This is a genomic window from Kaistella faecalis, from assembly GCF_019195395.1.
GTDB classification, from domain to species: Bacteria; Bacteroidota; Bacteroidia; order Flavobacteriales; family Weeksellaceae; genus Kaistella; species Kaistella faecalis.
The window spans coordinates 350,868-376,106 of the sequence record NZ_CP078067.1; the positions used below are offsets into that span (position 1 = coordinate 350,868).

The 25,239-nt window shown below is 39.3% G+C and carries 23 protein-coding genes; 14 read left to right on the forward strand and 9 right to left on the reverse strand.

Annotated features, from left to right (window positions below):
• Positions 1-153: 153 nt before the first annotated feature.
• The 6 genes from KTV93_RS01705 to KTV93_RS01730 all read right to left on the reverse strand — a co-directional run bounded on the left by KTV93_RS01705 (position 154) and on the right by KTV93_RS01730 (position 7,296).
• A complete protein-coding gene (locus KTV93_RS01705; RefSeq protein ID WP_218249607.1) occupies positions 154-1,284 on the reverse strand; it encodes an efflux RND transporter periplasmic adaptor subunit in 1,131 nt (376 codons plus the stop codon).
• A gap of 16 nt (positions 1,285-1,300) precedes the next feature.
• Positions 1,301-1,867 carry a cytochrome b/b6 domain-containing protein gene (locus KTV93_RS01710; protein WP_218249608.1) on the reverse strand — a complete coding sequence of 189 codons (567 nt, stop codon included), beginning with the start codon at positions 1,865-1,867 and terminating at the stop codon, positions 1,301-1,303.
• 59 nt (positions 1,868-1,926) lie between these two features.
• Positions 1,927-3,141, reverse strand: a complete 1,215-nt coding sequence (locus KTV93_RS12535) for a TolC family protein (protein WP_218249609.1) — start codon at positions 3,139-3,141, stop codon at positions 1,927-1,929.
• A 10-nt stretch (positions 3,142-3,151) separates the two neighbouring features.
• Positions 3,152-6,244, reverse strand: coding sequence for an efflux RND transporter permease subunit (locus KTV93_RS01720; RefSeq protein WP_317206436.1), 3,093 nt, complete (start codon positions 6,242-6,244; stop codon positions 3,152-3,154).
• A 159-nt stretch (positions 6,245-6,403) separates the two neighbouring features.
• A complete protein-coding gene (locus KTV93_RS01725) occupies positions 6,404-6,895 on the reverse strand; it encodes a hypothetical protein (RefSeq protein ID WP_218249611.1) in 492 nt (163 codons plus the stop codon).
• A gap of 92 nt (positions 6,896-6,987) precedes the next feature.
• Complete coding sequence (locus tag KTV93_RS01730) at positions 6,988-7,296, reverse strand: hypothetical protein (protein ID WP_218249612.1); 309 nt, start codon at positions 7,294-7,296, stop codon at positions 6,988-6,990.
• Between the two features lie 229 nt (positions 7,297-7,525).
• On the opposite strand from KTV93_RS01730, the gene KTV93_RS01735 reads away from it, so the two are divergent.
• The 5 genes from KTV93_RS01735 (at position 7,526) to KTV93_RS01755 (ending at position 13,410) form a co-directional block, all read left to right on the forward strand.
• Positions 7,526-7,696, forward strand: a complete 171-nt coding sequence (locus tag KTV93_RS01735; protein ID WP_218249613.1) for a hypothetical protein — start codon at positions 7,526-7,528, stop codon at positions 7,694-7,696.
• A gap of 101 nt (positions 7,697-7,797) precedes the next feature.
• On the forward strand, positions 7,798-9,495 hold the full coding sequence (gene lysS / locus KTV93_RS01740) for a lysine--tRNA ligase (protein ID WP_218249614.1): 1,698 nt from the start codon (positions 7,798-7,800) through the stop codon (positions 9,493-9,495).
• 211 nt (positions 9,496-9,706) lie between these two features.
• Positions 9,707-11,641, forward strand: a complete 1,935-nt coding sequence (gyrB, locus tag KTV93_RS01745; protein WP_218249615.1) for a DNA topoisomerase (ATP-hydrolyzing) subunit B — start codon at positions 9,707-9,709, stop codon at positions 11,639-11,641.
• Between the two features lie 76 nt (positions 11,642-11,717).
• Positions 11,718-12,530 carry an RsiV family protein gene (locus KTV93_RS01750; protein ID WP_218249616.1) on the forward strand — a complete coding sequence of 271 codons (813 nt, stop codon included), beginning with the start codon at positions 11,718-11,720 and terminating at the stop codon, positions 12,528-12,530.
• A 28-nt stretch (positions 12,531-12,558) separates the two neighbouring features.
• Positions 12,559-13,410 carry a diacylglycerol/lipid kinase family protein gene (locus tag KTV93_RS01755; RefSeq protein WP_218249617.1) on the forward strand — a complete coding sequence of 284 codons (852 nt, stop codon included), beginning with the start codon at positions 12,559-12,561 and terminating at the stop codon, positions 13,408-13,410.
• Here the strand turns inward: KTV93_RS01755 and KTV93_RS01760 are convergent.
• Together KTV93_RS01760 and KTV93_RS01765 are read right to left on the reverse strand one after the other, a co-directional pair.
• On the reverse strand, positions 13,402-14,706 hold the full coding sequence (locus tag KTV93_RS01760) for a cryptochrome/photolyase family protein (RefSeq protein ID WP_218249618.1): 1,305 nt from the start codon (positions 14,704-14,706) through the stop codon (positions 13,402-13,404). The genes KTV93_RS01755 and KTV93_RS01760 overlap by 9 nt on opposite strands.
• Before the next feature lies 1 nt (position 14,707).
• Positions 14,708-15,349: a MarR family winged helix-turn-helix transcriptional regulator gene (locus KTV93_RS01765; RefSeq protein WP_218249619.1), complete on the reverse strand. Its 642-nt coding sequence runs from the start codon at positions 15,347-15,349 to the stop codon at positions 14,708-14,710.
• Positions 15,350-15,623: 274 nt separating this feature from the next.
• Here KTV93_RS01765 and KTV93_RS01770 point away from each other — a divergent pair, with 274 nt between their 5' ends.
• Genes KTV93_RS01770 through KTV93_RS01800 form a run of 7 tightly spaced genes read left to right on the forward strand, consistent with a single transcriptional unit; the run spans position 15,624 to position 21,524 of the window.
• Complete coding sequence (locus KTV93_RS01770; protein WP_218249620.1) at positions 15,624-17,093, forward strand: phytoene desaturase family protein; 1,470 nt, start codon at positions 15,624-15,626, stop codon at positions 17,091-17,093.
• Between the two features lie 11 nt (positions 17,094-17,104).
• The gene (locus tag KTV93_RS01775; RefSeq protein ID WP_218249621.1) at positions 17,105-17,950 is read left to right on the forward strand and encodes a phytoene/squalene synthase family protein; all 846 of its coding nucleotides are present in this window, start codon (positions 17,105-17,107) and stop codon (positions 17,948-17,950) included.
• A gap of 48 nt (positions 17,951-17,998) precedes the next feature.
• Positions 17,999-18,418, forward strand: a complete 420-nt coding sequence (locus tag KTV93_RS01780; RefSeq protein WP_218249622.1) for a hypothetical protein — start codon at positions 17,999-18,001, stop codon at positions 18,416-18,418.
• Positions 18,419-18,421: 3 nt separating this feature from the next.
• On the forward strand, positions 18,422-18,889 hold the full coding sequence (locus KTV93_RS01785) for a sterol desaturase family protein (protein ID WP_218249623.1): 468 nt from the start codon (positions 18,422-18,424) through the stop codon (positions 18,887-18,889).
• Between the two features lie 10 nt (positions 18,890-18,899).
• Complete coding sequence (locus KTV93_RS01790) at positions 18,900-19,625, forward strand: lycopene cyclase domain-containing protein (protein ID WP_218249624.1); 726 nt, start codon at positions 18,900-18,902, stop codon at positions 19,623-19,625.
• Complete coding sequence (locus KTV93_RS01795) at positions 19,615-20,097, forward strand: SRPBCC family protein (RefSeq protein WP_218249625.1); 483 nt, start codon at positions 19,615-19,617, stop codon at positions 20,095-20,097. Before KTV93_RS01790 ends, KTV93_RS01795 begins: the two co-directional genes overlap by 11 nt.
• Positions 20,097-21,524, forward strand: a complete 1,428-nt coding sequence (locus tag KTV93_RS01800) for an SDR family oxidoreductase (protein WP_218249626.1) — start codon at positions 20,097-20,099, stop codon at positions 21,522-21,524. The genes KTV93_RS01795 and KTV93_RS01800 overlap by 1 nt, the downstream gene beginning before the upstream one ends.
• A gap of 1 nt (position 21,525) precedes the next feature.
• Here the strand turns inward: KTV93_RS01800 and ggt are convergent, their stop codons facing one another.
• Positions 21,526-23,211, reverse strand: coding sequence for a gamma-glutamyltransferase (ggt, locus tag KTV93_RS01805; RefSeq protein WP_218249627.1), 1,686 nt, complete (start codon positions 23,209-23,211; stop codon positions 21,526-21,528).
• Positions 23,212-23,491: 280 nt separating this feature from the next.
• Here ggt and KTV93_RS01810 point away from each other — a divergent pair, with 280 nt between their 5' ends.
• Together KTV93_RS01810 and KTV93_RS01815 are read left to right on the forward strand one after the other, a co-directional pair.
• On the forward strand, positions 23,492-24,463 hold the full coding sequence (locus tag KTV93_RS01810) for an NAD-dependent epimerase/dehydratase family protein (RefSeq protein ID WP_218249628.1): 972 nt from the start codon (positions 23,492-23,494) through the stop codon (positions 24,461-24,463).
• Positions 24,460-25,212 (forward strand): polysaccharide deacetylase family protein, encoded by a 753-nt coding sequence (locus KTV93_RS01815; protein ID WP_218249629.1) that lies wholly within the window; start codon positions 24,460-24,462, stop codon positions 25,210-25,212. The genes KTV93_RS01810 and KTV93_RS01815 overlap by 4 nt, the downstream gene beginning before the upstream one ends.
• Positions 25,213-25,239: the final 27 nt, after the last annotated feature.

The following is a 25,239-nucleotide window of genomic DNA, read 5'->3' on the forward strand; positions in this document are numbered from 1 at the left end:
TTGTTGGGATATATTTACACAAAAGAACAGTGCTCAAGACTTTGAAAGTTTTGAGGCCACCACCAGTTTGTATTGTTGATCGTTTTCATTGGGACAAATATAGAAATCATTTTCCAACTGAAAAGTAAAAATCAAATAAAAATTCTTAAAAAATTACTCCTCAACATTCTTCAGAGCCATCAGCAAATGATATGCGCCCTTGGTAACAAAGGTTTTATTGGCATTTTTACTGTCAAAATTCAGCAGTTCGGTTAATCCGTTTTCGGAATTTCCAATCGCTACAGGAAACATTTTGTACGTTTTGGGTTTTACTTCTTCAAAAACATACTGTTTCCCTTCCCAAGTTATAATTGCATCATCCGGAATTACAAATCCTTCCTCGGCATTTACTTCAATCTCTGCATTCATGAAGGTTCCGGGAATCAGACTTTCGTCTTTATCGATCAGGTCGCAGTGGATGAGTACGCTTCGGTCCGGCGCAAAATCCTTACCGATTAATTTCACCGTTGCGGCGTATTTTTTTTCAGGATTCTGGTTTGTAAATGCATAGACTTTTTGTCCGACGGAAATTTTATTCAGATCTTTTTCGAAGACTTTCAGCGCCAGGTGGGTTTGCCCGTTGTTTACAATTTCATACAAAACATCGGCGGAAGAAACATACTGGCCAATAGTTGCGTTTACTCTTGAAATGTAACCCGAAATCGGTGCGACAACAGCCACAGACTTTCTGATATTGCCGGTACTCACACTTCCAGGGCTTATTCCGTAAGAACGCAGTTGAGACTCAATTCCGCGAACGGCAGCATCCTGTGATTGGGCTTCGTTGGCAGCTTTCTGAGTAACCTTGTCGGAACTTGCCTGATATTTATTCAGATATTTCTGACGGCTATAATCCTTTTGGGCATAACCCAAATTCGATTTTGCCTGAAGATAATCCTGCTGAAGCCTCGCCATATCAGGATTTTCTACCACTGCTAAGGTCTGCCCGCGGGTCACATAATTTCCGGGTACAAAACGTGCAGTTTTTATAATTCCTCCGGTGGAAGAAGACACGCCTGCCATTCCTGTTGGTGGCACGTCTATTTGCCCTGTCAGGAGAATTTTGTTGGCAATATTCTCACTATTAAGTGTTGTAGTTTCAATGGCAGCCGTTTTTTTCTGCAAATCGGTGAGTGTGATTTGGTCGCCGGAAATGGCGTATGTTTCCTGGGTTACCGTTTCCTCCTTTTTGGAACAGGAGAATAAAAGAACCCCGGAAAGCACTGCTATAATTGATTTTTTCATTTTTTTAATGGTTTAATTATTCTCCGCCAATCATTTTAGAGGTAATTCCTTTTTTATTCGTGAGTTCTGCTACTGTAATTCCAGCAAAATGCAGCAATACAAATATAGGCATCCAGTAGACGGCAAATTTGTGTATCTGTTCTGCCCTTTCCAGCGCCTGTTCTGAAGCAAGTTCCCACATCAGCGCAAAACCGGTGAGGATTTGTACTGCCAGCAAAAAATAGAAAATACTGTACACAGTTCCCTGAAGTTTCTCTTTTCCTGTAGATGATTTTGAGAATGGATTAGGATATTTCACGCCCTTTACTAAAAGATATATGATTCTTAAAATATAGGCCAAAACAAGAACATACGCGAAATTGATATGCCAGTCGAACATTGGATTAATAATGCTTTTTGCAATGTTCACTACATTTTCTTTCGGAAGTTGAATATTATTATTAGTCAGTTCTGCAGAAATTGCTGCCGTTATTGTTTTTTTGGACATCCAGTACATTCTTAAAAATCCGGTGGCAAAAAGTACCAGCATTGAAACTGCGATTAACCAGTGGATAAATCTGTGGAGAGTTGTGAATTTTTTCATAGCTTTTAATTTTAAATTTCATGATGAAGTTTAATTGAAACTTCACAGCAAAAAATTCTTTATTTATTTTGCAGATTATTGAGTTCTATAATTTTCTCGTTTAAAGCGTTTTGAGCGTCGATATACCTGTTCTGAATATCAAGTGACTGATTCACCAAAATGGTATATTCCAAATAGTTGATTTCACCTTCTTTAGACAGCAGATCTGCTGTAAACAGGATGGTTTGTGCGTTTTTCAAACCTTTGGCTTTATAATAATCGGTTTCAGATTTCAGTTTCTGGTATTCACCATAAGTTTTTGCGTACCTGTTTTTAAAGTCACGAATAGCGATATTATAGTTGTTTTCGGCAATCTGCTGGTTTATTTTCTGGCCTTCGATCAACGATTTCTGTGCAGCATTAAAAACCGGAAGCGCTACGCCAACCAACCCGCTCTGGAAACGGTGAGTTCCGTTGTAATACTTATCGTCGGATCCGGTTCCTTTCATGGTTGTAGAATTAATTCCGAGGTTGAAACTGGGCAAAAGTTTGGCTTTCTCAGCTTCGAGCCTTGCGTTTTCAATATTTTTCTGATGTTCAAGCTGCGACAGGACCAAAGGGTTTCCACTGAAATTTTCATCAAAATTCAGATTCAAAAGATAAAAACTGCCCTTTTCATTTTGATACATTTCACCCTCATTAATCAGATAATTGAACTGATGAAGTGTAATTTCGCGGTCTTTCAGCAGACTTTGGAGCTGAATTTCAGCCTGGCTTCGGTAAGCTTCTGCCGTGGTTTTTTCCAGAATATTGCTTTCGCCCGCTTTCAGCCGAAGTTCAGAACGTTTGTAATAATTTGAATAGATGCTGTCGGTTTTTTTCAGAAGTTTCTGTTTTTCGTCGATATAATTCAGATTATTGTACACCAAAGCAATTTCCCTTTTCAGCTGCCATGTCTGCACCTCCAGACCCAGCATTGCGTTTTTCCACTGTTCCGTTAAAACCTGTTTGTGGGTTCTATAGAATTTCGGCAACCGCAGCGTTTGGTTAACCGAAAAAGCATTATCAACATACGCCGAATTTATCTGTCCGATTTCCGCATTAATGTTCAAAGGATCAATGGCCACCGCAGAATTCTGTATCCGGTTCTGATATTCAGCTTTCAGCTGTCCCGATTTTAAATTAAGATTGTTCTGACTTGCCTTTTCGTAAGCATTTTCCAAAGAAATGGGAGTCTGTGAAAAGGATTTTAGAAAAAATATTAAAAAAAACAGACTGAGATATTGAGGTTTCATTATTTTAAAATTATTCATCGAGGTTAATGGTTTTTTTTCGTTGTGGAAAATGTTTTTCAAACCAGATATAAACGGTTGGCAAAATGAAAAGCGTAAGGAAAGTCGCGAGAAGTAAACCACCGATCACTACTGTTGCGAGTGGTCTTTGTACTTCTGCACCTTCACCCTGGCTTATCGCCATCGGCAAAAATCCGAGCGAGGCTACCAAAGCCGTCATCAGTACCGGACGCAGCCGCATTTTACCGCCAACACGTACTACTTCGTGGAGGTTTGAATGAATTTCCTTCTGCCGGTTAAACTCTGCAATCAATACAATTCCGTTAAGCACCGCAACCCCGAAAAGAGCGATAAAACCTACACCTGCAGAAATACTGAAGTTCATTCCGCGCAGCCAAAGCGATAAAATTCCGCCAATAGCCGAAAGTGGGATTGTAGTGAAAATAATCAACCCATATTTCACTGAACTGAATGCGAAATAAAGCATCAGAAGAATTAAAGCCAAACTGATAGGAACCGCGATACCAAGCCGTTGCTGTGCCTGTTGAAGATTCTCGAACGTTCCGCCGTATTTTATGGTATAACCTACGGGAAGTTTTAAATTCTTATCCACCATTTGCTGTAAATCCTGCACGGTCGACTGAATGTCGCGGCCCTTTACATTGAACCCAACGATGATTCGGCGGTGTGCTTCTTCGCGCTGGATCTGGTTTACACTTTCCTTTAATTCCACCTGAGCTACTGCGCTTAAAGGAATTTCAACACCAGTGGGCGTGGGAATCAGAAGATTTTTTACATCTTCGAGATTTTTCCTGAGTTCCCCATCCAGACGGACTACCAAATCAAATTTTTTCTCTTCTTCGAAAACGGAACCCGCGCTCTGGCCTGCAAAAGCGGTATTTACCATTTTATTGACCTCACCAATGCTTAATCCATATTGCGAAAGTGCGGGGCGGTTATATTCAATAAGAATTTGTGGCATTCCGGAAATTGGTTCAACATAAATATTTTCTGCTCCATCGATTTTTTTGGAAATTTCACCCAGTTTTTCAGCGTAAATCTTTAATGAATCGAGATTTTCACCGAAAATTTTACATACAACATCCTGTCTTGCACCGGTCATCAGTTCATTAAACCTCATGTTAACCGGATATTGGAATGAATAGGTAACGCCCACGATATTTTTCTTCAGCTCTGCAGACATTTTTTCGGCGAGTTCGTCATATGATTTTGCGGAAGTCCATTCTTTACGTGGTTTAAGAATAATCATCATATCACTCGCATCAATCGGCATTGGATCGGTGGGTATTTCGCTGCTTCCGGTTTTCCCTACAATTTTTTCAATTTCAGGGAATTTTTTCAGCAGTATTTGCTGGCTTTTTAAAACTGCATCGGTAGAAGTTTTAAGGTTACTTCCCGGTAAAACCCTCGTATCAACGGCAAAATCGCCTTCGGGAAGTATGGGAATAAATTCTCCACCTAATTTAGTCATGATAAAAACCGAAACGAAGAAAAGCCCTAAAACACTGAAAAATAAAGGATTCTGAAATTTTAAAACCACCTTAAGAATTTTATCATAAACTGCTTCAAGCTTGTCCATCATCCGGTCGGCATAATTTTTCTTATGAGTAATTTTCTTGGAAAGAAACAGCGCGCTCATCATCGGGACATAAGTTAAAGACAGGATAAATGCACCTAAAAGTGCAAAAATAACCGTTTGCGCCATCGGTTTGAACATTTTACCTTCTACACCTTCCAGCGTGAGGATTGGCAAGTAAACAATCAGAATAATAATCTGTCCGAATACCGCAGAATTCATCATTTTACCAGCTGAACTCTCCACGGTTTCGTCCATTTCTTTTGCGGTAAGGAAGTTTTTGTTGGCGAGCGCTGGGCCATGAAGCCTGTGTAGAATGGCTTCCACAATAATCACAGCACCATCCACAATCAAGCCGAAATCCAGCGCGCCTAAACTCATGAGATTTCCGGAAACCCCGAAGATATTCATCATGATAAACGCAAAAAGCATGGAAAGCGGAATGACAGACGAAACGATAAATCCTGCTCTAAGATTTCCGAGGAAAACTACAAGAACAAATATGACGATTAACGCACCTTCAAGAAGGTTTTTAGAAACTGTGCTGATCGCATTGTTTACCATCTTGGTCCGGTCGAGGAAAGGTTCGATGATTACTCCTTCAGGAAGGGTTTTGCGGATTTCGTCGATACGGATTTTTACATTTTCAATAACTTTATTGGAATTGGCGCCCTTCATCATCATCACCACCGCGCCGGCAACTTCACTTTTTCCGTTATAGGTCATGGCGCCGTAGCGGATGGCTTTTCCGTACTGCACTTTTCCAATATTTTCAATTAAAACAGGCGTTCCATCGGGAAGATTTTTTACGACTGTTTTTTCGATGTCATGGATTTTACCCATCAAACCTTCTGTCCTGATGTATAGAATTGTAGGACCTTTTTCAATATATGCACCACCAGTATTCTGGTTATTGTTTTCCAGAGCGGTGAAAACCTCCTGGATCGTCACTCCCATCGCTTTAAGTTGCGCAGGATTTACTGCAACTTCATACTGCTTCAGGTTTCCGCCAAAACTGGCAACATCAGCAACACCTTCTGTACCCAGAAGTTGTCGTCTTACAATCCAATCCTGAATGGTACGAAGCTCCATAGCAGTGTAACGGTGCTCGTAACCCGTTTTCGGACGTATTACATACTGATAAATTTCGCCTAAACCAGTAGAAATTGGGGCCATTTCCGGGACTCCAAGCGTAACAGGAATATCTTTAGAAACATTTTGTAACCGTTCGGAGACCTGCTGCCTTGCGAGATAAAGATCTACGTCTTCCTCGAAAACAATGGTCACAACAGAAAGACCGAAACGCGAAAAACTTCGCATCTGTTTGATTCCCTGTATATTGTTCATCGCCTGTTCTAACGGAAAAGTAATAAACCGCTCCACATCGGGTGCGCCCAAACTTGGCGACGAAGTAATCAGCTGTACTTGGTTATCGGTAATATCCGGTACGGCATCAATGGGCAGTTTCCGGAGTTCTATAATTCCGTAAATAATCCAGCCGAGTGTCATCAGGATGATTATCAGCTTATTTTTTATGGAAAAATTTATGATTTTATTTAGCATTTTAATTTGAGTTAAATAATTACAAATCAATAGCTTTCACTATTAAAATTAATAAAAAAACAGCCCGAATAAGAATTTTTAAGAGCCATTTTCTAAAAAATGACATCAGTCATCTTGGTCTTCACCAGAATTTTCGACCGCATTTTGGATGTTTGCGCCGCTGCGGATTTCTGTGTGACGAATTTCCCCACCGGTTCTGCCAGCTTCCTGAGCGAAATACAGAGAAACTCCCGCCACGATTACTATCGTAACCGGCATCAGCTTATCCACAGAAAAATTCCGGTAACTTGTAAGAAAGCCTAGAAGAGAAACAGCTCCAAGAAAATATGACATTCCTGCGAAAATTTCTGCGGCTTCTTCGTGCCTGTGCATAAGATTTTCAGAAACACCCTGAATATTTTCGATTGCATCCTCTGCGCCTTCGCCTGTCGCCATAGCAGGTACTGATGCAACTGCACCAAGAATAAAAACGATATAAGCGTTACGTTTTGAAACGTCGGATTTTGTAAAAATCGCTATCAGTAAAATGATTACTCCTACAATAGGAAATATGATTGGCAAATGGTTAACAACCAAATGCAGATGTGCGTTATTCATTTTGATTTAATTTAAAAATTAGACTTTTAAGTAAGTGTAAACAAGCCTAAACCTGTGGTCTAAACATTATTTTATCTTTGATAATTCTTAAATTAAATTTTAGGCGGCTGCCAGATTTTTTGGAAAACAGAGGGAAAGAAATTTTCGGAATAGGCAAAATTCTGCTGTTCATCAATGTCGAGAGGTTTATGCTCGAAATTGAATTCTATTTTTTTCGGGGGAAACACAAAACTGAAAACATTAACCGAAACATCATGTGTTTTGAACGGAAGTTTCATATCCTGATGATAATCTCCATCAATGCCGTGATCCTCGAGGTAGTGCATTTTAATAAACGAAAAAACCGTAGTTCCGTTATCGATGATTTTATGGGAAATGTAATGTTCAATAAGATTAGGCATTTTCAAAATCTGCCTAACCTCTGAAAAAGAAAAGAGGTAAGTACATATCAAAAAGTAAGTAATGTACTTTTTCATAGTGCAAAATTACTCAAATTCCAGAGAAAATGCTAGAGAATCATCATTTATAACCGGTATAATTAAGAATAACCTTCCGAAGGCTGGATGATAAAATTTATACAAACTTGCAATTCCTTTTGAAATTTCTATTTTTGCCCAAATTAAATTTACAATGAAAAAATTATTCGCATTTGCATTCATCGGCGGTTTGGTATTGGCTGGATGCTCAAAAAAAGAAACTTCAACCGAAAGCAACAGAATGCTGGAAGAGCCGGAAGCAGAAGTTACCGTTACTGCTCCAGCAGCAACACCAGTAGCTGCTGATTCTACTGTAGTTAAATAACCCAAAGGTTCAAATGATTACAGGCAGTCGGCAACGGCTGCTTTTTTTGTTTATATTCATCAAAAAATCACTAAATTTGCGCTCTTAAAAAGCAAGAAAACATGCAGTTATCAGAACAGGAAATTATCCGGAGAGAAAAGTTAGCCACTTTACAGAAAATGGGGATCGATGCTTTTCCGGCCGAAGAATATAAAATCACAGATACCACAAAATCCATCAAGGAAAATTTTACAGAAGGCAAAAAAGTACAGATTGCCGGAAGACTGATGAGCCGAAGAATCCAGGGGAAAGCAAGTTTTGCTGAACTGCAGGATTCCGAAGGTCGCATTCAGGTGTATTTTAACCGTGATGAAATCTGTACCGGCGAAGATAAAACCCTGTATAACGAAGTTTATAAACACCTTTTAGACATCGGTGATATCATCGGCATCGAAGGCGAACTTTTCACCACCCAGGTTGGTGAAATGACCGTGAAAGTTGAGAATTTTAAAATTCTAACCAAATCTTTACGCCCGCTTCCACAACCAAGAACCGATGAAAACGGAGTTGTACACGATGCTTTCAACGATCCTGAACTCAGATACCGCCAGCGTTATGTAGATTTAACGGTGAATCCTCACGTGAAAGAAGTTTTTGTAAAAAGAACAAAACTCTTCAATGCCATGCGTACATTTTTCAATGACGCAGGCTATTTTGAGGTAGAAACCCCGATTCTACAGTCAATTCCTGGTGGCGCTGCAGCCAAACCGTTCATCACGCATCACAATGCTTTAGATATTCCCTTATATTTAAGAATTGCGAACGAATTATATCTGAAAAGATTAATTGTCGGAGGTTTCGATGGAGTATATGAATTTTCGAAAAACTTCAGAAACGAAGGAATGGACAGAACCCATAACCCGGAATTTACTGCAATGGAAATCTATGTTGCGTACAAAGATTACAACTGGATGATGGATTTCACTGAGAAATTACTGGAATTCTGCGCCACTCAGGTTAACGGAGATTCGGAATCGACTTTTGGTGAACATACCATTAACTGGAAAGCGCCCTACCCTAGAATTTCCATGACTGAAGCGATTCAGAAATTTACAGGTTTTGATATCACCGGAAAATCCGAGCAGGAACTCTTTGATTTCGCTAGATCAATTGGTGTTGAAGTGAACGAAACCATGGGCAAAGGAAAATTAATCGACGAAATTTTCGGGGAAAAATGTGAAGGAAACTTCATCCAGCCGACTTTTATCACCGATTATCCGATTGAGATGTCGCCTTTAACAAAAAAACACCGCAGCAAAGAAGGTTTAACCGAAAGATTTGAGTTAATGGTTTGCGGAAAAGAAATCGCGAATGCTTATTCAGAATTAAATGACCCGATTGACCAGAGAGAACGTTTCGAATCGCAAATGGCACTTTCTGAAAGAGGCGATGACGAGGCGATGTTCATCGATAACGACTTTTTGCGCGCTTTGGAGTACGGTATGCCGCCAACTTCAGGTTTAGGTATCGGTATGGACCGTTTAATTATGTTTTTAACCAACAATCCGTCCATCCAGGAAGTTTTGTTCTTCCCGCAAATGAAACCCGAAAAAATAGTTCCCCAAATCGAACTGGGCGAAGACGAAAAAGTAATTCTCGAAATCCTGAATTCTCAGGAAGAAGCCATGGAGCTTGCTGAAGTGAAAAACAGAAGCCAACTCTCGGGTAAAAAATGGGACAAAGCAGCAAAAAATCTCACCAAATTCGAAATGGTTAAAGTTGAAAAAGCTGAAGATGCTGTTCTTATGAAACTTCTTTAGCAGCAGGTCTATTATTAAAAAAGTCCCCGTAATTCCGGGGACTTTTTTGTGGAAAACTTCTTCATTTTTAATCACCTTTCCAAGTTTCGTAATCCGATTAAATTCAGTATATTTGTTGGTCTTTTTGAGAAACCGGAAAGATGGAAATTCAGAAAAATTTAATTGAAATTTATAGCAGCCAGCACCAAATTTTGTTGGCAAAAAAGAAAATATGAGTCAAAAAGAATATACAGCGAGCAGTATACAGGCGTTGGAAGGAATGGAACATGTGAGGTTAAGACCATCCATGTACATTGGCGATGTAGGCCCCAGAGGTCTTCACCATTTGGTGTATGAAGTGGTAGATAATTCCATTGATGAGGCATTAGCAGGACATTGCGACACCATTTCCGTTACCATTCACGAGGGAGAATCAATTTCTGTGAAAGATAACGGCCGTGGAATTCCGGTAGACTTTCACGAAAAGGAGCAGAAATCTGCACTTGAAGTTGTAATGACTAAGATTGGTGCCGGGGGTAAGTTCGATAAGGATTCTTACAAAGTTTCCGGTGGACTTCACGGGGTTGGGGTATCTTGTGTTAACGCACTTTCAACCTCACTTATCGCTACCGTAAACAGAAACGGAAAAGTATACCAACAGAAGTATTCAGAAGGTAAAGCTTTAGCTGATGTTAAAGAAATCGGCACTACTGATGAAAGAGGAACTGAAGTATTCTTCCAGCCCGATCATACTATTTTTCAGGAGTTGGTATATAACTACGATACTTTGGCAGCAAGGTTAAGAGAACTTTCATTCCTGAACAAAGGAATCACCATTACTTTGACTGATGAAAGACATCCAAATGAAGACGGGACTTTCAATGTAGAAACTTTTCATTCCGAAGGCGGACTAAAAGAGTTTGTAGAATTTATCGACGGGAACCGAGAATCGATCATGAGCAATGTGATTTTCATGGAAGGTGACAAAGATGATATCCCGGTAGAAGTTGCGATGCGTTACAACACTTCTTACAACGAAAATCTTCACTCTTATGTGAACAACATCAATACCCATGAAGGTGGTACACACTTAGCAGGTTTCCGAAGAGCTTTAACAAGAACTTTGAAAAAATTTGCTGATGAACTTGGAATTCCTGCAAAAGAAAAAGTAGAAGTTACCGGTGATGATTTTCGTGAGGGTCTTACGGCGGTAATTTCTGTAAAAGTAATGGAACCTCAGTTTGAAGGGCAAACCAAAACCAAGTTGGGTAACTCTGAAGTTTCGGGCGCGGTTGATAAAATCGTAGGTGAAATGCTTACGAACTTTTTAGAAGAAAACCCTAACGAAGCAAAAATCATCGTTCAAAAAGTGGTTTTAGCTGCAAAAGCAAGACAGGCGGCGAAAAAAGCAAGAGAACTTGTTCAGAGAAAATCACCGATGGGCGGCAGCGGACTTCCGGGAAAACTGTCCGACTGTTCATCCAAAGATCCTGCAATTTCTGAGATTTTCCTTGTCGAGGGAGATTCGGCAGGGGGAACTGCAAAACAGGGCCGTGACCGTCACTTCCAGGCAATTCTTCCGTTGAGAGGTAAAATTCTGAACGTAGAAAAGTCTATGCTTCATAAAGTTTACGATAACGAAGAAATTAAAAATATTTATACCGCTCTAGGCGTTTCTGTAGGGACTGAAGAAGACAGCAAGGCACTCAACATGAATAAGTTGCGTTACCATAAGGTAGTGATTATGACAGATGCTGATATCGATGGCTCGCATATTTCTACGTTAATTTTGACCTTCTTCTTCCGTTACATGAAAGAACTGATCGAGAACGGCTATATCTACATCGCGCAGCCGCCATTGTATCTCCTTAAAAAAGGAAACAAAAAAATCTATGCCTACAATGAAAAGGAACGTGAGGAATTTACTTTAGAAATGGCTCCGGACGGTAAAGGCGTTGAAGTACAGCGTTACAAAGGTCTTGGGGAAATGAACCCTGAGCAGCTTTGGGAAACTACGTTAAATCCTGAAAACCGAATTCTGAAACAGGTTACCATTGAAAGTCTTGCCGATGCGGATAATGTATTCTCCATGCTGATGGGCGACGAAGTACCGCCACGAAGAGAGTTTATCGAGAAAAATGCGGTGTACGCAAAAATCGATGTTTAATTAACAATAACATAGATTACATAAAAAACTGTTCAATTTTGAGCAGTTTTTTGTTTTAAAATAATTAATTTTGAGGATGAAAAATATTTCCGCTGTTCTGTTTTTAGTTATTTTATCTGTAATCAGCTGTAAAAAAGCAGAAAAATCACCGGTGGAAAAATCCGAACAATTGCCTGAGCAAATCACCAAAGTCGATTTATCAGCGACAGATTCCGTGAAGATTGTTGATTCCTTAAAGGTAAGTGAAAATCTTACGGCCGGTTTTAAATCCACAGTCTTGGTGTTTCCGAACCTGAGTAATAAAGTGCTGCTGGACAGCATTTACGCACCGGTTAATATGAAACTGGAGCAATATTCAAGAGAAAATATCACTACGGAACTCAATACTCAGAAGAAAGAATATTATGACGGTGTTAAGAAATCTCTCGAAGACTGGGCTCCGGATTTTCCGCGAACCTGGGAACAGAATTCTTATATGAAAATGTTTTCACAGCTCAACGATTACCTGACGGTTCAATATAAAGCTGATGGTTACACCGGTGGTGCTCACGGTTATTTTAATGAATTATACAGGGTTTTCGATGTGAAAACAAATAAGCAGGTAACTCTTGCAGATATTTTGAAAGTGCGTGATGCAAAAATATGGAGCAGGATTCTCATGGATCATTTCCTGAAGAACGATCTGGAAAGAGGTCAGGCAGAAATGCTTCTCGTAAAAGAAATTCCGTTAAACGATAATTTTTATTTCGACAAGAATAACCTTTACTTTCTTTACAATCAGTATGAAATTGCGGCCTATGCGGCAGGCCCGGTTCTTATTAAAATTCCCTACACCGAAATTAAACCTTTTCTGACTCAGGATTTCAGAACGAAACTGAATTTAAATTAATTCTGCAGTCTTCTGCTGCTCTGTCTTTATGGAAAACGTTGCCTTCATCATCAATCCTTTTTCGGCTAAAAAAGATTATCATCCGTTTTTGCGTGCCTTAAAAAAAGAGGTAAGCAATCCTCTGTTTTATATATCAGAGTCGATTCAGGGAACTTTTAATTTTATTGACAATCATTATGCAACCACCGATATTTTTGTGGCCGTGGGTGGAGACGGCACTATTTCAACAGTCGCTCAAAAACTGATCAATACAGATAAAATCCTTGCCATTTTCCCGGCCGGATCTGGAAATGGATTTTCAAATGAAACAAAATTTTCAAAAAACATCGACGAACTTTTAGCCAAAATTAAAGCCAGGAAGGTGAAAAAAATCGATACTTTCACGGTTAACGGAAGACTTTCGATCAACGTATCCGGGACAGGTTTTGACGGGAAAGTGGTGAAGGAATTTGAAAAAACCGACAGAGGTTTCAAAAATTATATTAAAGTTTCGATCAAAACTTTTTTCAATTATAAACCGGTACAGATTAAATTTCTCACCGAAAGCTTTAAGAAATACAGCGGCCGCTATTTAATGCTGAACATCGCCAACACGCGGCAGTTCGGCAATAACGCTTACATTGCTCCTAAAGCAAGCAAAAGCGACGGTTTGGTAGATTTGGTTTTGGTAAAGAAATTCCCATTAACCTACTCGCCTTTTTTCGCGTTTAGAATGTTTACCAAAAGACTGAAAGACGATCAGTACGTTACTTATCTTCCTGTTTCTGAAATCCAGTTTGAAGTGGATACGAAAAACTGGCATCTGGACGGAGAATTCAACAAAATAGAATCGCCGGTAAAAGTAAAAGTACAGCCCAAAAGTTTGAATATTTTACAGTAATTCCTGCAGTCCTTTTTTATAAGATTCCAGCGCTCTTTCTCTGGCGAATTTGTGATCGATCATCGGTTTCGGATAAGCTGAAGTTCCGAATTCCTTTATCCATTTTTTAATGTACACAAAATCTGGGTCAAACTTTTTCTGCTGCTCTTCGGGATTAAATACCCTGAAATATGGCGCCGCATCGCAACCGGAACCCGCGCTCCATTGCCAGTTTCCGTTGTTGGCCGACAAATCATAATCAAGCAGCTTTTCCGCGAAATATGCTTCGCCAATACGCCAGTCAATGAGTAAATGTTTGGTAAGAAAGCTTGCGCAAACCATTCTCACGCGGTTGTGCATCAAACCGGTTTCGTTCAGTTCGCGCATTCCCGCATCCACAAGGGGATAACCAGTTTTGCCAGTCTGCCATTTTTTTAAATTTTCAGGATCATTAATCCAGGAAATTCCGTCGTATTTCGCTTTGAAAGATTGCTGTACAACTTTAGGAAAATGATAGAGAATCTGCATAAAGAACTCCCGCCAAATCAATTCTTTAAGATAGGTTTGGTTGAGTGAGGCCGCGGTTTGCGCAAGTCTCCGAACACTGCTCGTACCGAAACGCAGGTGAACACTCATTTCTGAGGTTTTGGTTGCCGGAAAATTCCGGGTTTTGTGATAATGTTTTAAAATCTCCTCGTTGATATTTGGACTTTTAAATTCTAGTTCTGTGGAACGGAACCCAATGTCTTCCAATGAAAATTCCTGTCTTTCAACATTCTCGAAATGATGGATATACTGCTCAGACTGATAACTTTCTGTTTGCTCAGCATCATATTTCAAAAGCCACTGTTTGGAGTACGGTGTGTAAACGGTGTACGGCGTTTTATCAGATTTCAGTATTTCATTTTTGTGAAAATGAACCTGATCTTTGAACGAACGAAATTCGATTTTTTTAGAAGTTAAAAAATCAGCTACTGCCAAATCTCTTTTAATCGCAGAAGGTTCGTAATCTTCGTTGCAGAAAACTTCTTTGATAGCATAATTTTCAGAAAGCTTCTGAAATATTTCTAACGGCTTACCATGAAAAATCTGAATTGCTTTTCCGGTTTTTTCCAGTTCATTATTGATGTCATTCAATACCTGAAAAATAAAATCAACTCTACGGTCTTCTTTACTTTCGAGTTGGGAAAGGATTTCGGTATCGAAAATAAAAATGGGTAAGACTTTGTTTCCGGAAACTAATGCTTGATACAGTCCGTGATTATCAGATAATCTTAAATCTCTTCTGAACCAGAAAACGGATAGTTTTTCGGGCATTTTAAATTAATTTCAGGATTTCGGAAGTATTTTCGTTTTTAAAGTTCGAGTAAACGGTATGGTGAAATGTATTGAGCTTTTTAAGCGAACTGAGCAGAGATTCTTTTTCCTTGGTATTCAATTGTCCGCACATTATTTTTGACACAACGGTGATATCCTGCATTGATTCCAAAAAAACTTTTTTCCCTTTTTTTGTTACTGCAATCCTCGTACTTCTTTTATCGTGTTCATCGGGGCTTTCGGCTAACAGGCCGTTTTTCACCAAACGTTTGATGATTTCGATTCCGGTCTGTTTTTCATGGGCATTTTTTTCGATCAGCTGCATTTTCGTAAGACTGTCATAATCCATCATTCTGAAAAGATAGGTGAAATCCTCGTTAACCAAATCGGGATGGTTTTCCAGAGATTTACGGATCAGCTGTTTGGAATATCTGCCGAGCATAATGACCTGTTTTGCGATTTCATTTTCGAGATCGTAAACATCAAGATCAAATTTTTCTGTTAAATTTCTTGGATTCTCATTTTCGTACGCTTTCTGATTCAGATAAAGCCGGAAATCATCTAAACCCGCGTTAGCATTTGGATTAGCTTTCTGATAATTATCGAGTTCTGTGAGAATGTCAATGATTAAATTTAACTCCATTTTACATATTTTTTAATTTCTGTCACCAGCCAGCGATTATCTTGATATCCAAAATAAAAATTGCTGTTACTTTTTGCAAAGATACTGAACAAATTACCGATTCAAAAACAGTCGCAACTACTACATTCTATAATCACTTAGGAACAAAATAAAAATTTAAATACCTATCTGTTTTTTTAAATATATTTATCATTGATAATTTGAATCACAAAATTAGTAAAAATATTTTCTTAATTAAAAATTTAAGTATATTTTTGGTCCATTATTTAAGTTTATGAAAAAAGTCATTATTATAGGTTCAGGATTTTCGTCGCTCGCTTCTGCCTGTTATATGGCTAAAGCAGGGTTTCAAGTAACCGTTTTGGAAAAAAACGAACAGGTTGGCGGCCGTGCATCGTTGCTTGAAATTGATGGCTTCAAATTCGACATGGGACCAAGCTGGTACTGGATGCCGGATATTTTCGAAAGATTTTTCGCAGATTTTGGCAGAAAAGTTTCAGATTATTATCAGCTTGAGAAACTTTCTCCGGGTTACCGCGTGTATTTCGGGAAAGATAATTTCATTGATATCTCCGACAAACCTGAAGAAATAATAGAAACCTTTGAAAAAATAGAACCCGGCAGCGGCAAACATTTAAAGGATTTCATGAAAAAAGCGAAAGCCAATTACGAAATCGCGATGCAGGATCTGGTTTACAACCCCGGCAAATCTATTCTGGAACTGGTAAGTGTGGAAACCGCAAAACGTCTGCCGCTTTTTGTATATAATATTTCTGAAACGGTAAGAAAAAAAATCAAAAATCATAAGCTCAGAAGTATTCTTGAATTCCCGGTATTATTTTTAGGCGCAAAACCCAACAATACACCTGCCTTTTACAATTTTATGAACCATGCCGATTTCGGAATGGGAACATGGTATCCGAAAGGCGGTTTTAACGCCGTGGCAAAAGGAATGCAGCAGCTGGCCGAAGAATTGGGCGTAAAGTTTATGGTTAACGAAGAAGTGACAGAAATTTTCACAGAGGATAATGACGCGAAATCCGTCATCACCAAAAACGGTGTTTTCGAAGCAGACATCGTGATTTCCGGAGCGGATTATGCGCACACGGAGACTTTGCTGAAGTCAACGGAGCAGAATTATACCGCTGATTACTGGCAGAAGAAAACATTTGCACCATCTTCCTTTTTATATTATGTGGCGTTCGACAAAAAAGTTCCTCAGTTACAGCATCATAATTTATTCTTTGATACTGATTTCGAACAGCACGCTGAAGAGATTTATGACACGAAAACGCTTCCGAAAAAACCGCTGTTTTACGCAAACTTCTCCAGCAAAACCGATGATGAACTTTGCCCTGAAGGAAAAGAGATCGGCTTTTTCCTGATTCCTGTTGCGGTAGATTTAGAGGATTCAACGGAAATTCATGATCAGTATTTTGAATTGATTATGGAACGGATCGAAAAAAACACAGGCGAAAACCTGCGGAGTTCCGTTATCTTTAAAAAAAGTTTCGGAGTTCAGGATTTTAAAGAACGGTATCATTCTTGCCGCGGAAACGCATACGGACTGGCTAATACTTTGTTGCAGACCTCCGTTTTAAGACCCAGTATCGATAACAAAAAAATCAAAAACCTTTTCTACACAGGACAGCTAACGGTTCCCGGACCTGGTGTACCTCCGGCTTTAATCTCCGGAAAAGTGGTTACTGATTATATTCTTAAAAACAGAAACCGAATTTTATAAAAACCAAACCGATGAATAACTTAGAAATTTTCAACAAAGTATGCGGGCAGTCGTCTAAGTTAGTGACTGAAAAATACAGCACCTCCTTTTCCCGGGCTTCTACCCTTTTTCAGCCTGAAATCCGTCAGCACATTTACAACATTTATGGTTTTGTACGTTTCGCAGACGAAATTGTAGATACCTTTCACGACTATGATAAAGCCAAACTTCTGGAGGAATTTGAGCAGAATTACCGTTCGGCACTCGAAAACGGCATATCTCTGAATCCAATTTTACAGTCTTTCTGTTTAACCCAAAGAGAGAAAAATATTCCTCAACATTTGGTTGATGCGTTTTTACATTCCATGAAAATGGATTTGGGCGACATCAAAAACTTTAATGATGAAAAATATAACGAATACATTTACGGATCTGCCGAAGTGGTTGGTTTAATGTGTCTGAAAGTTTTTGTAGACGGAAATGTGGAAGAATACGACAGATTAAAACCTTATGCGCAGAGTTTGGGTGCGGCATTTCAGAAGATCAATTTTTTACGCGACATCAGTGCAGATTTTAATGATTTAAACAGAATGTATTTCCCGAATGTGGATTTCAGTAGGTTTAGTTCGCAGGCAAAGCAGCAGATTGAAGCGGATATTGCCAAAGATTTCGCCCATGCATTTATCGGGATTAAAATGCTTCCGATTTCGAGCAGGATTGCCGTATTTATGGCGTATAAATATTATATTAATTTGTTTAAGAAAATCCGCAAGACAAAACCTGAACTACTTCTCACGAAAAGAATCAGAGTTTCAAACGCCAGAAAAATTTACCTTTTCGGCGAAATGATGCTCAACAAAAACTTCAACTTAGTCTGAGATTTTAAGATGAAAAAAATATTCTTCACCCTTTTTTGTTGTTTTACCATGATGATAGACGCGCAGGATTTATCGGACTTCAGGCTTCTTCTTCAAAGAGGAGAAAATTCTGAGAGCGCTACAAAAATCCTGATCAACAACTCAAAAGAAACTTATACAAAAACTAAAAAACCTATTTACGAAGCCTTTTATGCTGTCGGAAATTTCTTTATGGCGAAACATGCCGTGAATCCCTGGAACAAACTTTCGTATTTCAACAAGGGAAAAAAAGCGCTGGATAATGCCGTAAGCAAAGATCCAAGTAATCTGGAAATCCGTTTTATGAGGTATATCTCGCAGGAACAGACACCAGCTTTTCTGGGCTACAATAAAGATTTGAAAACCGACAAAAACTTTATCTTAGCCGAATACAAAAAATCGAAAGACGAGGATTTGAACAAAAGAATCAAAATGCATTTAAAACTGTAACAAATGGACGCTCTACTTTATATAATGATTACACTAGTGGTTTTCGTCTCAATGGAAGGGGTTACCTGGCTCACCCACAAATACATTATGCATGGTTTGGGCTGGTATTTTCACGAAGATCACCACCAGCCTGGATACCCTCATATTTTCGAAAAAAACGATTTCTTTTTCGTGGTTTTCGCTATCCCGAGTATGCTGCTGTTTTACTTCGGAACACGTGGCGAAATCAACTGGATGTTTTTCGTAGGACTGGGAATATTATTATACGGAATGGGCTACTTTTTAGTGCATGATGTATTGATTCACCGTCGTTTTAAATGGTTCGACAAGACCAATAACTGGTATTTCAGAGGATTGAGAAAAGCTCACAAAATACATCACAAACATTTGGGAAAAGAAGAAGGCGAATGCTTCGGGATGCTCTTCGTTCCGTTGAAATATTTCCGCGAAGCCAAATTATCAACTTCATAAAATTTAAATCTTGCAGTCGTATTATTATTTATTACTCGATATTCTGAGCTTTTCTATTCCTTTTCTCTTCAGTTTCGAGCGGAAAAGAATGCACTTCATTCAGTACTGGAAAGCTTTTTTCTCAGCAATTTTACTGGTCGGATTATTCTTTATCGCCTGGGATATTTATTTCACCTACACTAAAGTTTGGGGATTTAATGATGAATATTTAATCGGAGTACGGATTTTCCAAATGCCGCTGGAAGAATACCTTTTCTTCCTGCTCATTCCTTATGCCAGCGTCTTCATTCATTATTCGCTTGAATATTTTATTCCTAAAATAATTTTGAATGAAAGCATCACGAAATTCATTACCTACATCCTATTTGTCGTGAGTTTCGCAGTCGCGGTATTCAACTATGATAAAATCTACACCGTTTGCAGTTTCGGACTTTTTGCTTTGCTCATGCTGCTCCAGATCATTTATAAATGGAAAGATGCGCAAAGATTTTATCTGAGTTTTATTGTGATTTATATTCCGTTTTATTTTGTCAATAATGCGTTGACCGGGAATTACTCCGAAAATCCGGTTGTATTTTATGACGACACCGAAAACCTTGGAATACGCGTAGGAACCATGCCTTTGGAAGACAGTTTTTACTGTTTCACACTTTTGTACAGTATTGTTTTGGTTTTTGAATTTTTTAAAAGAAAATGGAATTATCCACCAGCACCAATCAGGAATTATGGACATTAAAATCACTAAACAGTCTGGAATTTACACGCTGACTTCCGAACAGATTCTCCCGATTTCTTTGGAAAAAGCCTGGGAATTTTTCACCGTTCCAACAAATCTTGATAAGATTACGCCGGATGAGATGAATTTTCGCATCACTAATAATCCCGGCTCAGAAACCTATCAGGGACAAATCATCACCTATAAAATCGGAATTTTTCCTTTTGTAAAAAGCAACTGGATTACTGAAATTACCCATTTCGTAAAAGAGAAGTTTTTTGTAGATGAACAGCGATTCGGACCTTATGCGATGTGGCATCATGAACATCATTTCGAAGAAACGCCGGACGGAAAAGTAAAAATGACCGACATCGTGAATTTTAAGATGCCTTTCGGGATTTTTGGCGACTTAATTGCTGGGACACCCGTTAGAAACAAAGTAAAATTCATTTTTGAAAGCCGCTACCGGATTCTGGAAAAAATAATTATCTGATGAAAATCTTTCTCACCGGCGTTACAGGCTACATTGGCAAACGGCTTCTCATCCAATTATTGGAAGAAGGTCATACCGTGGTTTGCTCTGTGAGGGACAGAAAAAGATTCAGCACAAGACTTTTTCAGAACCATCTTCACCAGATAGAGATAGTTGAAAATGATTTTCTGGATGATTCGACACTGGAAAATATTCCCAAAGATATTGATCACGCTTATTATCTGATTCATTCTATGTCTTCAGATGATGGCGACTTTGAGGAAAAAGAAAAAATTTCTGCAGAAAATTTTAAATATGCCCTCGAAGGATCTGCAGTGAAACAGGTAATTTTTCTTACCGGAATTATTAACGAAGAAAAACTTTCAAAACATCTTCAGTCGAGAAAAAATGTTGAAGAGGCGCTGAAAAGTGAAAAGTATGCATTAACGAGTCTCCGTGCAGGAATTATCGTGGGCTCAGGCAGCGCTTCTTTCGAAATCATCCGTGATCTGGTTGAGAAACTTCCGGTGATGGTTGCGCCAAAATGGCTGAAAACGAAATGTCAGCCAATTGCCATCCGGAACGTAATACAGTTTCTGGTGGGCGTTTTAGGCAAAGATTTCACTTATAACAAAAATTACGACATCGCCGGAACAGATATTCTAACCTATAAAGAAATGTTGCTGCAATATTCCGAAGTGCGTGGCCTGAAAAGAAGCGTGTTCACCGTACCTGTGATGACACCAAAACTATCGTCGTACTGGCTTTATTTTATTACCAGCACCAGCTACTCTTTGGCGCAAAACCTCGTCGATAGTATGAAAATTGATGTAATCGCCAAAAAGAATACATTAGCCCAAGATCTGGGAATCAAGTTATTTTCCTATAAAGAAGCGATCGGGCTGGCGTTCGACAAAATTAAACAGAATGACGTGCTTTCCAGTTGGTACGATTCGTTTTCAAGCCCTTTTCATGCGAGAAATGTATGGCAATATCTGGAAGTTCCTTCCAAAGGCTGTTTTAAAGATATCCGCGAAATGAAAGTGGATTCTGAAGAGTTAGCCACAGAAAGAATTTTCAGCATCGGAGGGAAAACCGGCTGGTATTACGCAGATTTCCTCTGGAAAATCCGTGGATTTTTAGATAAACTTTTTGGCGGCGTAGGACTCCGGCGTGGACGAAGAAACATGAATGCTCTGGAAGCTGGTGATTCTGTAGATTTCTGGCGCGTTTTGTATGCCGACAAAGATGAAAAACGCTTACTTTTATTCGCTGAAATGAAAGTTCCCGGCGAAGCCTGGCTCGAGTTTAAAATTAAAGACGGAATTCTTCATCAGGAAGCCACGTTCCGCCCGCTTGGTTTATCAGGAAGATTATACTGGTATTCTGTACTTCCTTTTCACGGATTGATTTTCAACGGAATGCTGAGAAAACTGGCAGGAAAATAAATTATTCTACGGCCACCGAGTCATCACCGCGCCCGTCAGCAACTGCTACCGCATTTCCTTTTTCATCAATCACAATCATTTCGGTTCTGCCGATCTGGGAAACCTTTTCGATCTTGTAATTCATCTTTTCGAGATTCTGAATGGTGGTTTCAGGAAAATGATTTTCAACCATAACACTTTCAGGAAGCCACTGGTGGTGAAACTTTGGTGCATTCACGGTCATTCCCGGGCTCAGTTTGAAATCGACAACATTTACAATCGACTGATAAACCGATGTAGGGATCGTAGTTCCACCCGGAGTACCTACAATAATAAAAGGTTTTCCGTTCTTCATCACAATCGTGGGCGTCATTGAACTTAGCATTCTTTTTCCCGGTTTTATTGAATTAGCTTCGCCGCCTACCGCACCGAACATATTAGGAACACCCGGTTTAACAGAGAAATCGTCCATTTCGTTGTTCAGGAAAAATCCCGCGCCGGAAACTACAACTTTGCTTCCGTACAAACCGTTAAGCGTTGTTGTTACAGCGACCGCGTTTCCTTCTTTATCGATCACCGAGATATGAGTGGTTTCCGTAGATTCTTTGGGTTGCGGAATGATTTTGCCTACTTCAGCACTTGGCGTCGCAAGATTTTTATTGAAACTTTTCCAACGGTTTCTAAGGTATTCATCTGAGATTAGCATAGACGTTTTGTCTGTGATAAAATCCGGGTCGCCCATAAATTCTGCGCGGTCTGCAAACGCACGTCTTTCCGCTTCCACCATAATCTGAACTGCTTCTGTTGAATTCTGCTGGTATTTTTCAAGATTTTCATAACCCGCCATTTTCAGCATTTGAGCAAGTAAAATTCCGCCGCTTGACGGCAAAGGCATGGATACGATTTCATTTCCTTTGTAATCAAAAACAATGGGTTTTCTTTCCGCGACTTTATAGTTTTTAAGATCGTTTATAGTGATGATTCCGTTTCCGCGCTTCATTTCGGCAACGATTAATTCAGCTGTTTTTCCTTCGTAGAAACCTTTTACACCGTTTTTCTGAATCAGTTTCAGCGTTTCTGCCAAATCCTTCTGAATCAGGATATCTCCCTGTTTCCACGCATTTTTCTTTTGGAAAACTGTTTGTATTTTATTGTGTTCATTAAAATACTGCATCTGTTTGTTGAGCAGATTTGCTTCTTTTTCGGTGATGGCAAATCCCTGTTCTGCGAGATCGATTGCAGGCTGAATCAATTCTGACATCGGAAGTTTAGCATGTTTTAAAGTCGCATAAAATCCAGCAACAGATCCCGGAATTCCTACAGCCAATCTTCCGTTTTGAGACAAATCGGTGTTTGCGTTTCCTTTCTTGTCAAGATACATATCGCGCGAAGCTTTTGCTGGCGCCGTTTCCCGGAAATCGATCGTTAATTTTTCTCCATTACTTTTTACACCAACTAAAAAACCGCCTCCGCCAATGTTACCGGCCTGCGGATAAACCACTGCCAAAGCATACTGTGCAGCAATTACCGCATCAAAAGCGTTTCCGCCAATTTTCATGACTTTTGCTCCGGCTTCACTCGCCAACGGATGCGCAGAAACTACCAGACCTTTGTCTTTCGTGCGGATTTCTTTTACAATATTGATGTCGGTGAATTGTGCAAACACAAAGTTTGAAGAAATCAGAAGTAGAACCAGTGCTTTTTTCATGTCAGAAAATTTTACCCAAAAGTACTAAAATTGCTTTCGATACCGAAAAGTTATTTAGAGTCCGGAACCGCGAACCGGCTTGCCTCCCTTTTATAATTTAAATTTTAGAAGTCGGCGAACAAATGCGTTATTTGAGTGGAGCTCTTTTTGCGCAGCGAAGCGAAGCCAAAAAGCGGGAACGGAATACGGATCATGTCGCCCAAATAATAAATCGTGATTTCGTTCGGAAAAATTCCTTAAATTTTTTAAATTTGCTAAAATCAATTTCTAAATTCTACACATGGAATCCAACACGGAAAAAATTCTTATCACCGGTGCGCTGGGACAAATCGGTACCGAACTCACAAACAGATTAGTTGAAATTCATGGCGCTGAAAATGTAGTGGCTTCCGGACTCGACCGCTGGGATAAGAACATTACCTCTGCAGGTTTCTATGAAAGAATGGACGTTTCGAACACGCAACTGGTGAGACAGGTCGTGAAGGATTACGAAATTACAACCGTGTATCATCTTGCGTCTTTACTTTCCGGAACTTCTGAAAAACAACCGCTTTTTGCCTGGAAACTGAATGTAGAACCACTTCTGAACTTTTGTGAAATGGCTAAAGAAGGATTGCTTAAAAAGGTATTCTGGCCAAGTTCGATCGCTGTTTTCGGGAAAGGAATTCCGAAAGAAAATGTGGGTCAGGATGTGGTTTTGAATCCGACAACGGTTTATGGAATCTCAAAAATGGCAGGCGAAAAATGGTGCGAATATTACCACGACAAATATGGTGTGGATGTAAGAAGTATCCGTTATCCGGGTTTAATTTCCTGGAAAACACCAGCCGGTGGCGGAACAACTGATTACGCGGTGGAAATATTTTATGAAGCCGTAGAACAGGGAAAATATACCAGTTTTATTTCGGAAAACACGGCGATGCCAATGCTTTATATGGATGACGCCATTAATGCAACTTTGAAACTGATGGAAGCACCGAAAGAGAGCCTCAGTGTTCATACTTCATACAATTTGGGTGGATTATCTTTTACACCTAAAGAACTTGCGGCCGAAATTAAAAAGGAAATGCCGGATTTTGAAATTGATTACAAACCTGATTTCCGCCAGGCTATTGCCGACTCGTGGCCGGCTTCTATCGATGATTCTATCGCGAAAAAAGATTGGGGTTTAAATTATGATTTCGATATTACTGCGATGACGAAAGATATGCTGAAGAACCTGAAAGTGAAACTGGGAAATAGTTTTGCATGATTTTACTTACTTTCAACATCATTAATAATAAAAGTGATTTTAAAGATCATTACCGGATTAATGATGATGAAATCACTAAAATTACGGTTGACAATGCCTCTTCAATCCTACGGATTTTAGAAAACAATAATATTCTGGCGACCTTCTTTATAGAAGTTTCGGTCGTTGATACTTTACAGCCATTAATAAAAAAAATCATCAGCAAAGGTCATGAGATTTCCATTTACAACGCAAACTCTAACGCAAAGGAAATTGAGAAGACCAAAAAGAGCATAGAAGATTTTACCGAAAAAATCATTCGCGGCATTAGGCAAAAGGATGTTACGCTCTCTGTAAACGAGCTGAAACAGATGGAATTCAGCTACATTTCGAATATTGAGAACGCCAACATTCTTTTCCCGCTGAAAAGGTTGCAGCGAAGCACTGAAATCATTGAGGAAAATGGCGTGAGCATTATACCGGAAAGCATTTCCCCCTATTCGCAAATCCCTTATAACGATTTTGTTTTTCAGGCAGTTCCCTTGAAATTCTACCAGAACATGGTCACTGAAACATTGAAAAACGAAGATTTCATTCTCATTTATCTGAATTCCTGGCAGTTCACTGATTTTGAAAAATTCCGTTTCCGTATCCCGTTTTACCGCAAATATAATTCGGGGAGAAAGATGTCGGATAAGCTTGAAAGCTTCTTACAGTGGCTTAACGAGAATGAACTCGCATGCGCAAGAGTAAAGGATTTCGTGTTCTAAAGTCGGCTACCAGTATGATTAAGATCA

What these genes read in the sequence shown, in the direction of transcription:
- ggt (WP_218249627.1), bottom strand. Translation starts at nt 23,211, where the DNA reads ATGAAAAAAGCACTGGTTCTACTTCTGATTTCTTCAAACTTTGTGTTT.
- KTV93_RS01795 (WP_218249625.1), top strand. Translation starts at nt 19,615, where the DNA reads ATGGACATTAAAATCACTAAACAGTCTGGAATTTACACGCTGACTTCC.
- KTV93_RS01780 (WP_218249622.1), top strand. Translation starts at nt 17,999, where the DNA reads ATGATGATAGACGCGCAGGATTTATCGGACTTCAGGCTTCTTCTTCAA.
- KTV93_RS01815 (WP_218249629.1), top strand. Translation starts at nt 24,460, where the DNA reads ATGATTTTACTTACTTTCAACATCATTAATAATAAAAGTGATTTTAAA.
- KTV93_RS01710 (WP_218249608.1), bottom strand. Translation starts at nt 1,867, where the DNA reads ATGAAAAAATTCACAACTCTCCACAGATTTATCCACTGGTTAATCGCA.
- KTV93_RS01765 (WP_218249619.1), bottom strand. Translation starts at nt 15,349, where the DNA reads ATGGAGTTAAATTTAATCATTGACATTCTCACAGAACTCGATAATTAT.
- KTV93_RS01735 (WP_218249613.1), top strand. Translation starts at nt 7,526, where the DNA reads ATGAAAAAATTATTCGCATTTGCATTCATCGGCGGTTTGGTATTGGCT.
- KTV93_RS01810 (WP_218249628.1), top strand. Translation starts at nt 23,492, where the DNA reads ATGGAATCCAACACGGAAAAAATTCTTATCACCGGTGCGCTGGGACAA.
- KTV93_RS01755 (WP_218249617.1), top strand. Translation starts at nt 12,559, where the DNA reads ATGGAAAACGTTGCCTTCATCATCAATCCTTTTTCGGCTAAAAAAGAT.
- KTV93_RS01785 (WP_218249623.1), top strand. Translation starts at nt 18,422, where the DNA reads ATGGACGCTCTACTTTATATAATGATTACACTAGTGGTTTTCGTCTCA.
- KTV93_RS01770 (WP_218249620.1), top strand. Translation starts at nt 15,624, where the DNA reads ATGAAAAAAGTCATTATTATAGGTTCAGGATTTTCGTCGCTCGCTTCT.
- KTV93_RS01760 (WP_218249618.1), bottom strand. Translation starts at nt 14,706, where the DNA reads ATGCCCGAAAAACTATCCGTTTTCTGGTTCAGAAGAGATTTAAGATTA.
- KTV93_RS01750 (WP_218249616.1), top strand. Translation starts at nt 11,718, where the DNA reads ATGAAAAATATTTCCGCTGTTCTGTTTTTAGTTATTTTATCTGTAATC.
- gyrB (WP_218249615.1), top strand. Translation starts at nt 9,707, where the DNA reads ATGAGTCAAAAAGAATATACAGCGAGCAGTATACAGGCGTTGGAAGGA.
- KTV93_RS01705 (WP_218249607.1), bottom strand. Translation starts at nt 1,284, where the DNA reads ATGAAAAAATCAATTATAGCAGTGCTTTCCGGGGTTCTTTTATTCTCC.
- KTV93_RS01720 (WP_317206436.1), bottom strand. Translation starts at nt 6,244, where the DNA reads ATGACACTCGGCTGGATTATTTACGGAATTATAGAACTCCGGAAACTG.
- KTV93_RS01800 (WP_218249626.1), top strand. Translation starts at nt 20,097, where the DNA reads ATGAAAATCTTTCTCACCGGCGTTACAGGCTACATTGGCAAACGGCTT.
- KTV93_RS01730 (WP_218249612.1), bottom strand. Translation starts at nt 7,296, where the DNA reads ATGCCTAATCTTATTGAACATTACATTTCCCATAAAATCATCGATAAC.
- KTV93_RS01725 (WP_218249611.1), bottom strand. Translation starts at nt 6,895, where the DNA reads ATGAATAACGCACATCTGCATTTGGTTGTTAACCATTTGCCAATCATA.
- KTV93_RS01775 (WP_218249621.1), top strand. Translation starts at nt 17,105, where the DNA reads ATGAATAACTTAGAAATTTTCAACAAAGTATGCGGGCAGTCGTCTAAG.
- KTV93_RS12535 (WP_218249609.1), bottom strand. Translation starts at nt 3,141, where the DNA reads ATGAAACCTCAATATCTCAGTCTGTTTTTTTTAATATTTTTTCTAAAA.
- lysS (WP_218249614.1), top strand. Translation starts at nt 7,798, where the DNA reads ATGCAGTTATCAGAACAGGAAATTATCCGGAGAGAAAAGTTAGCCACT.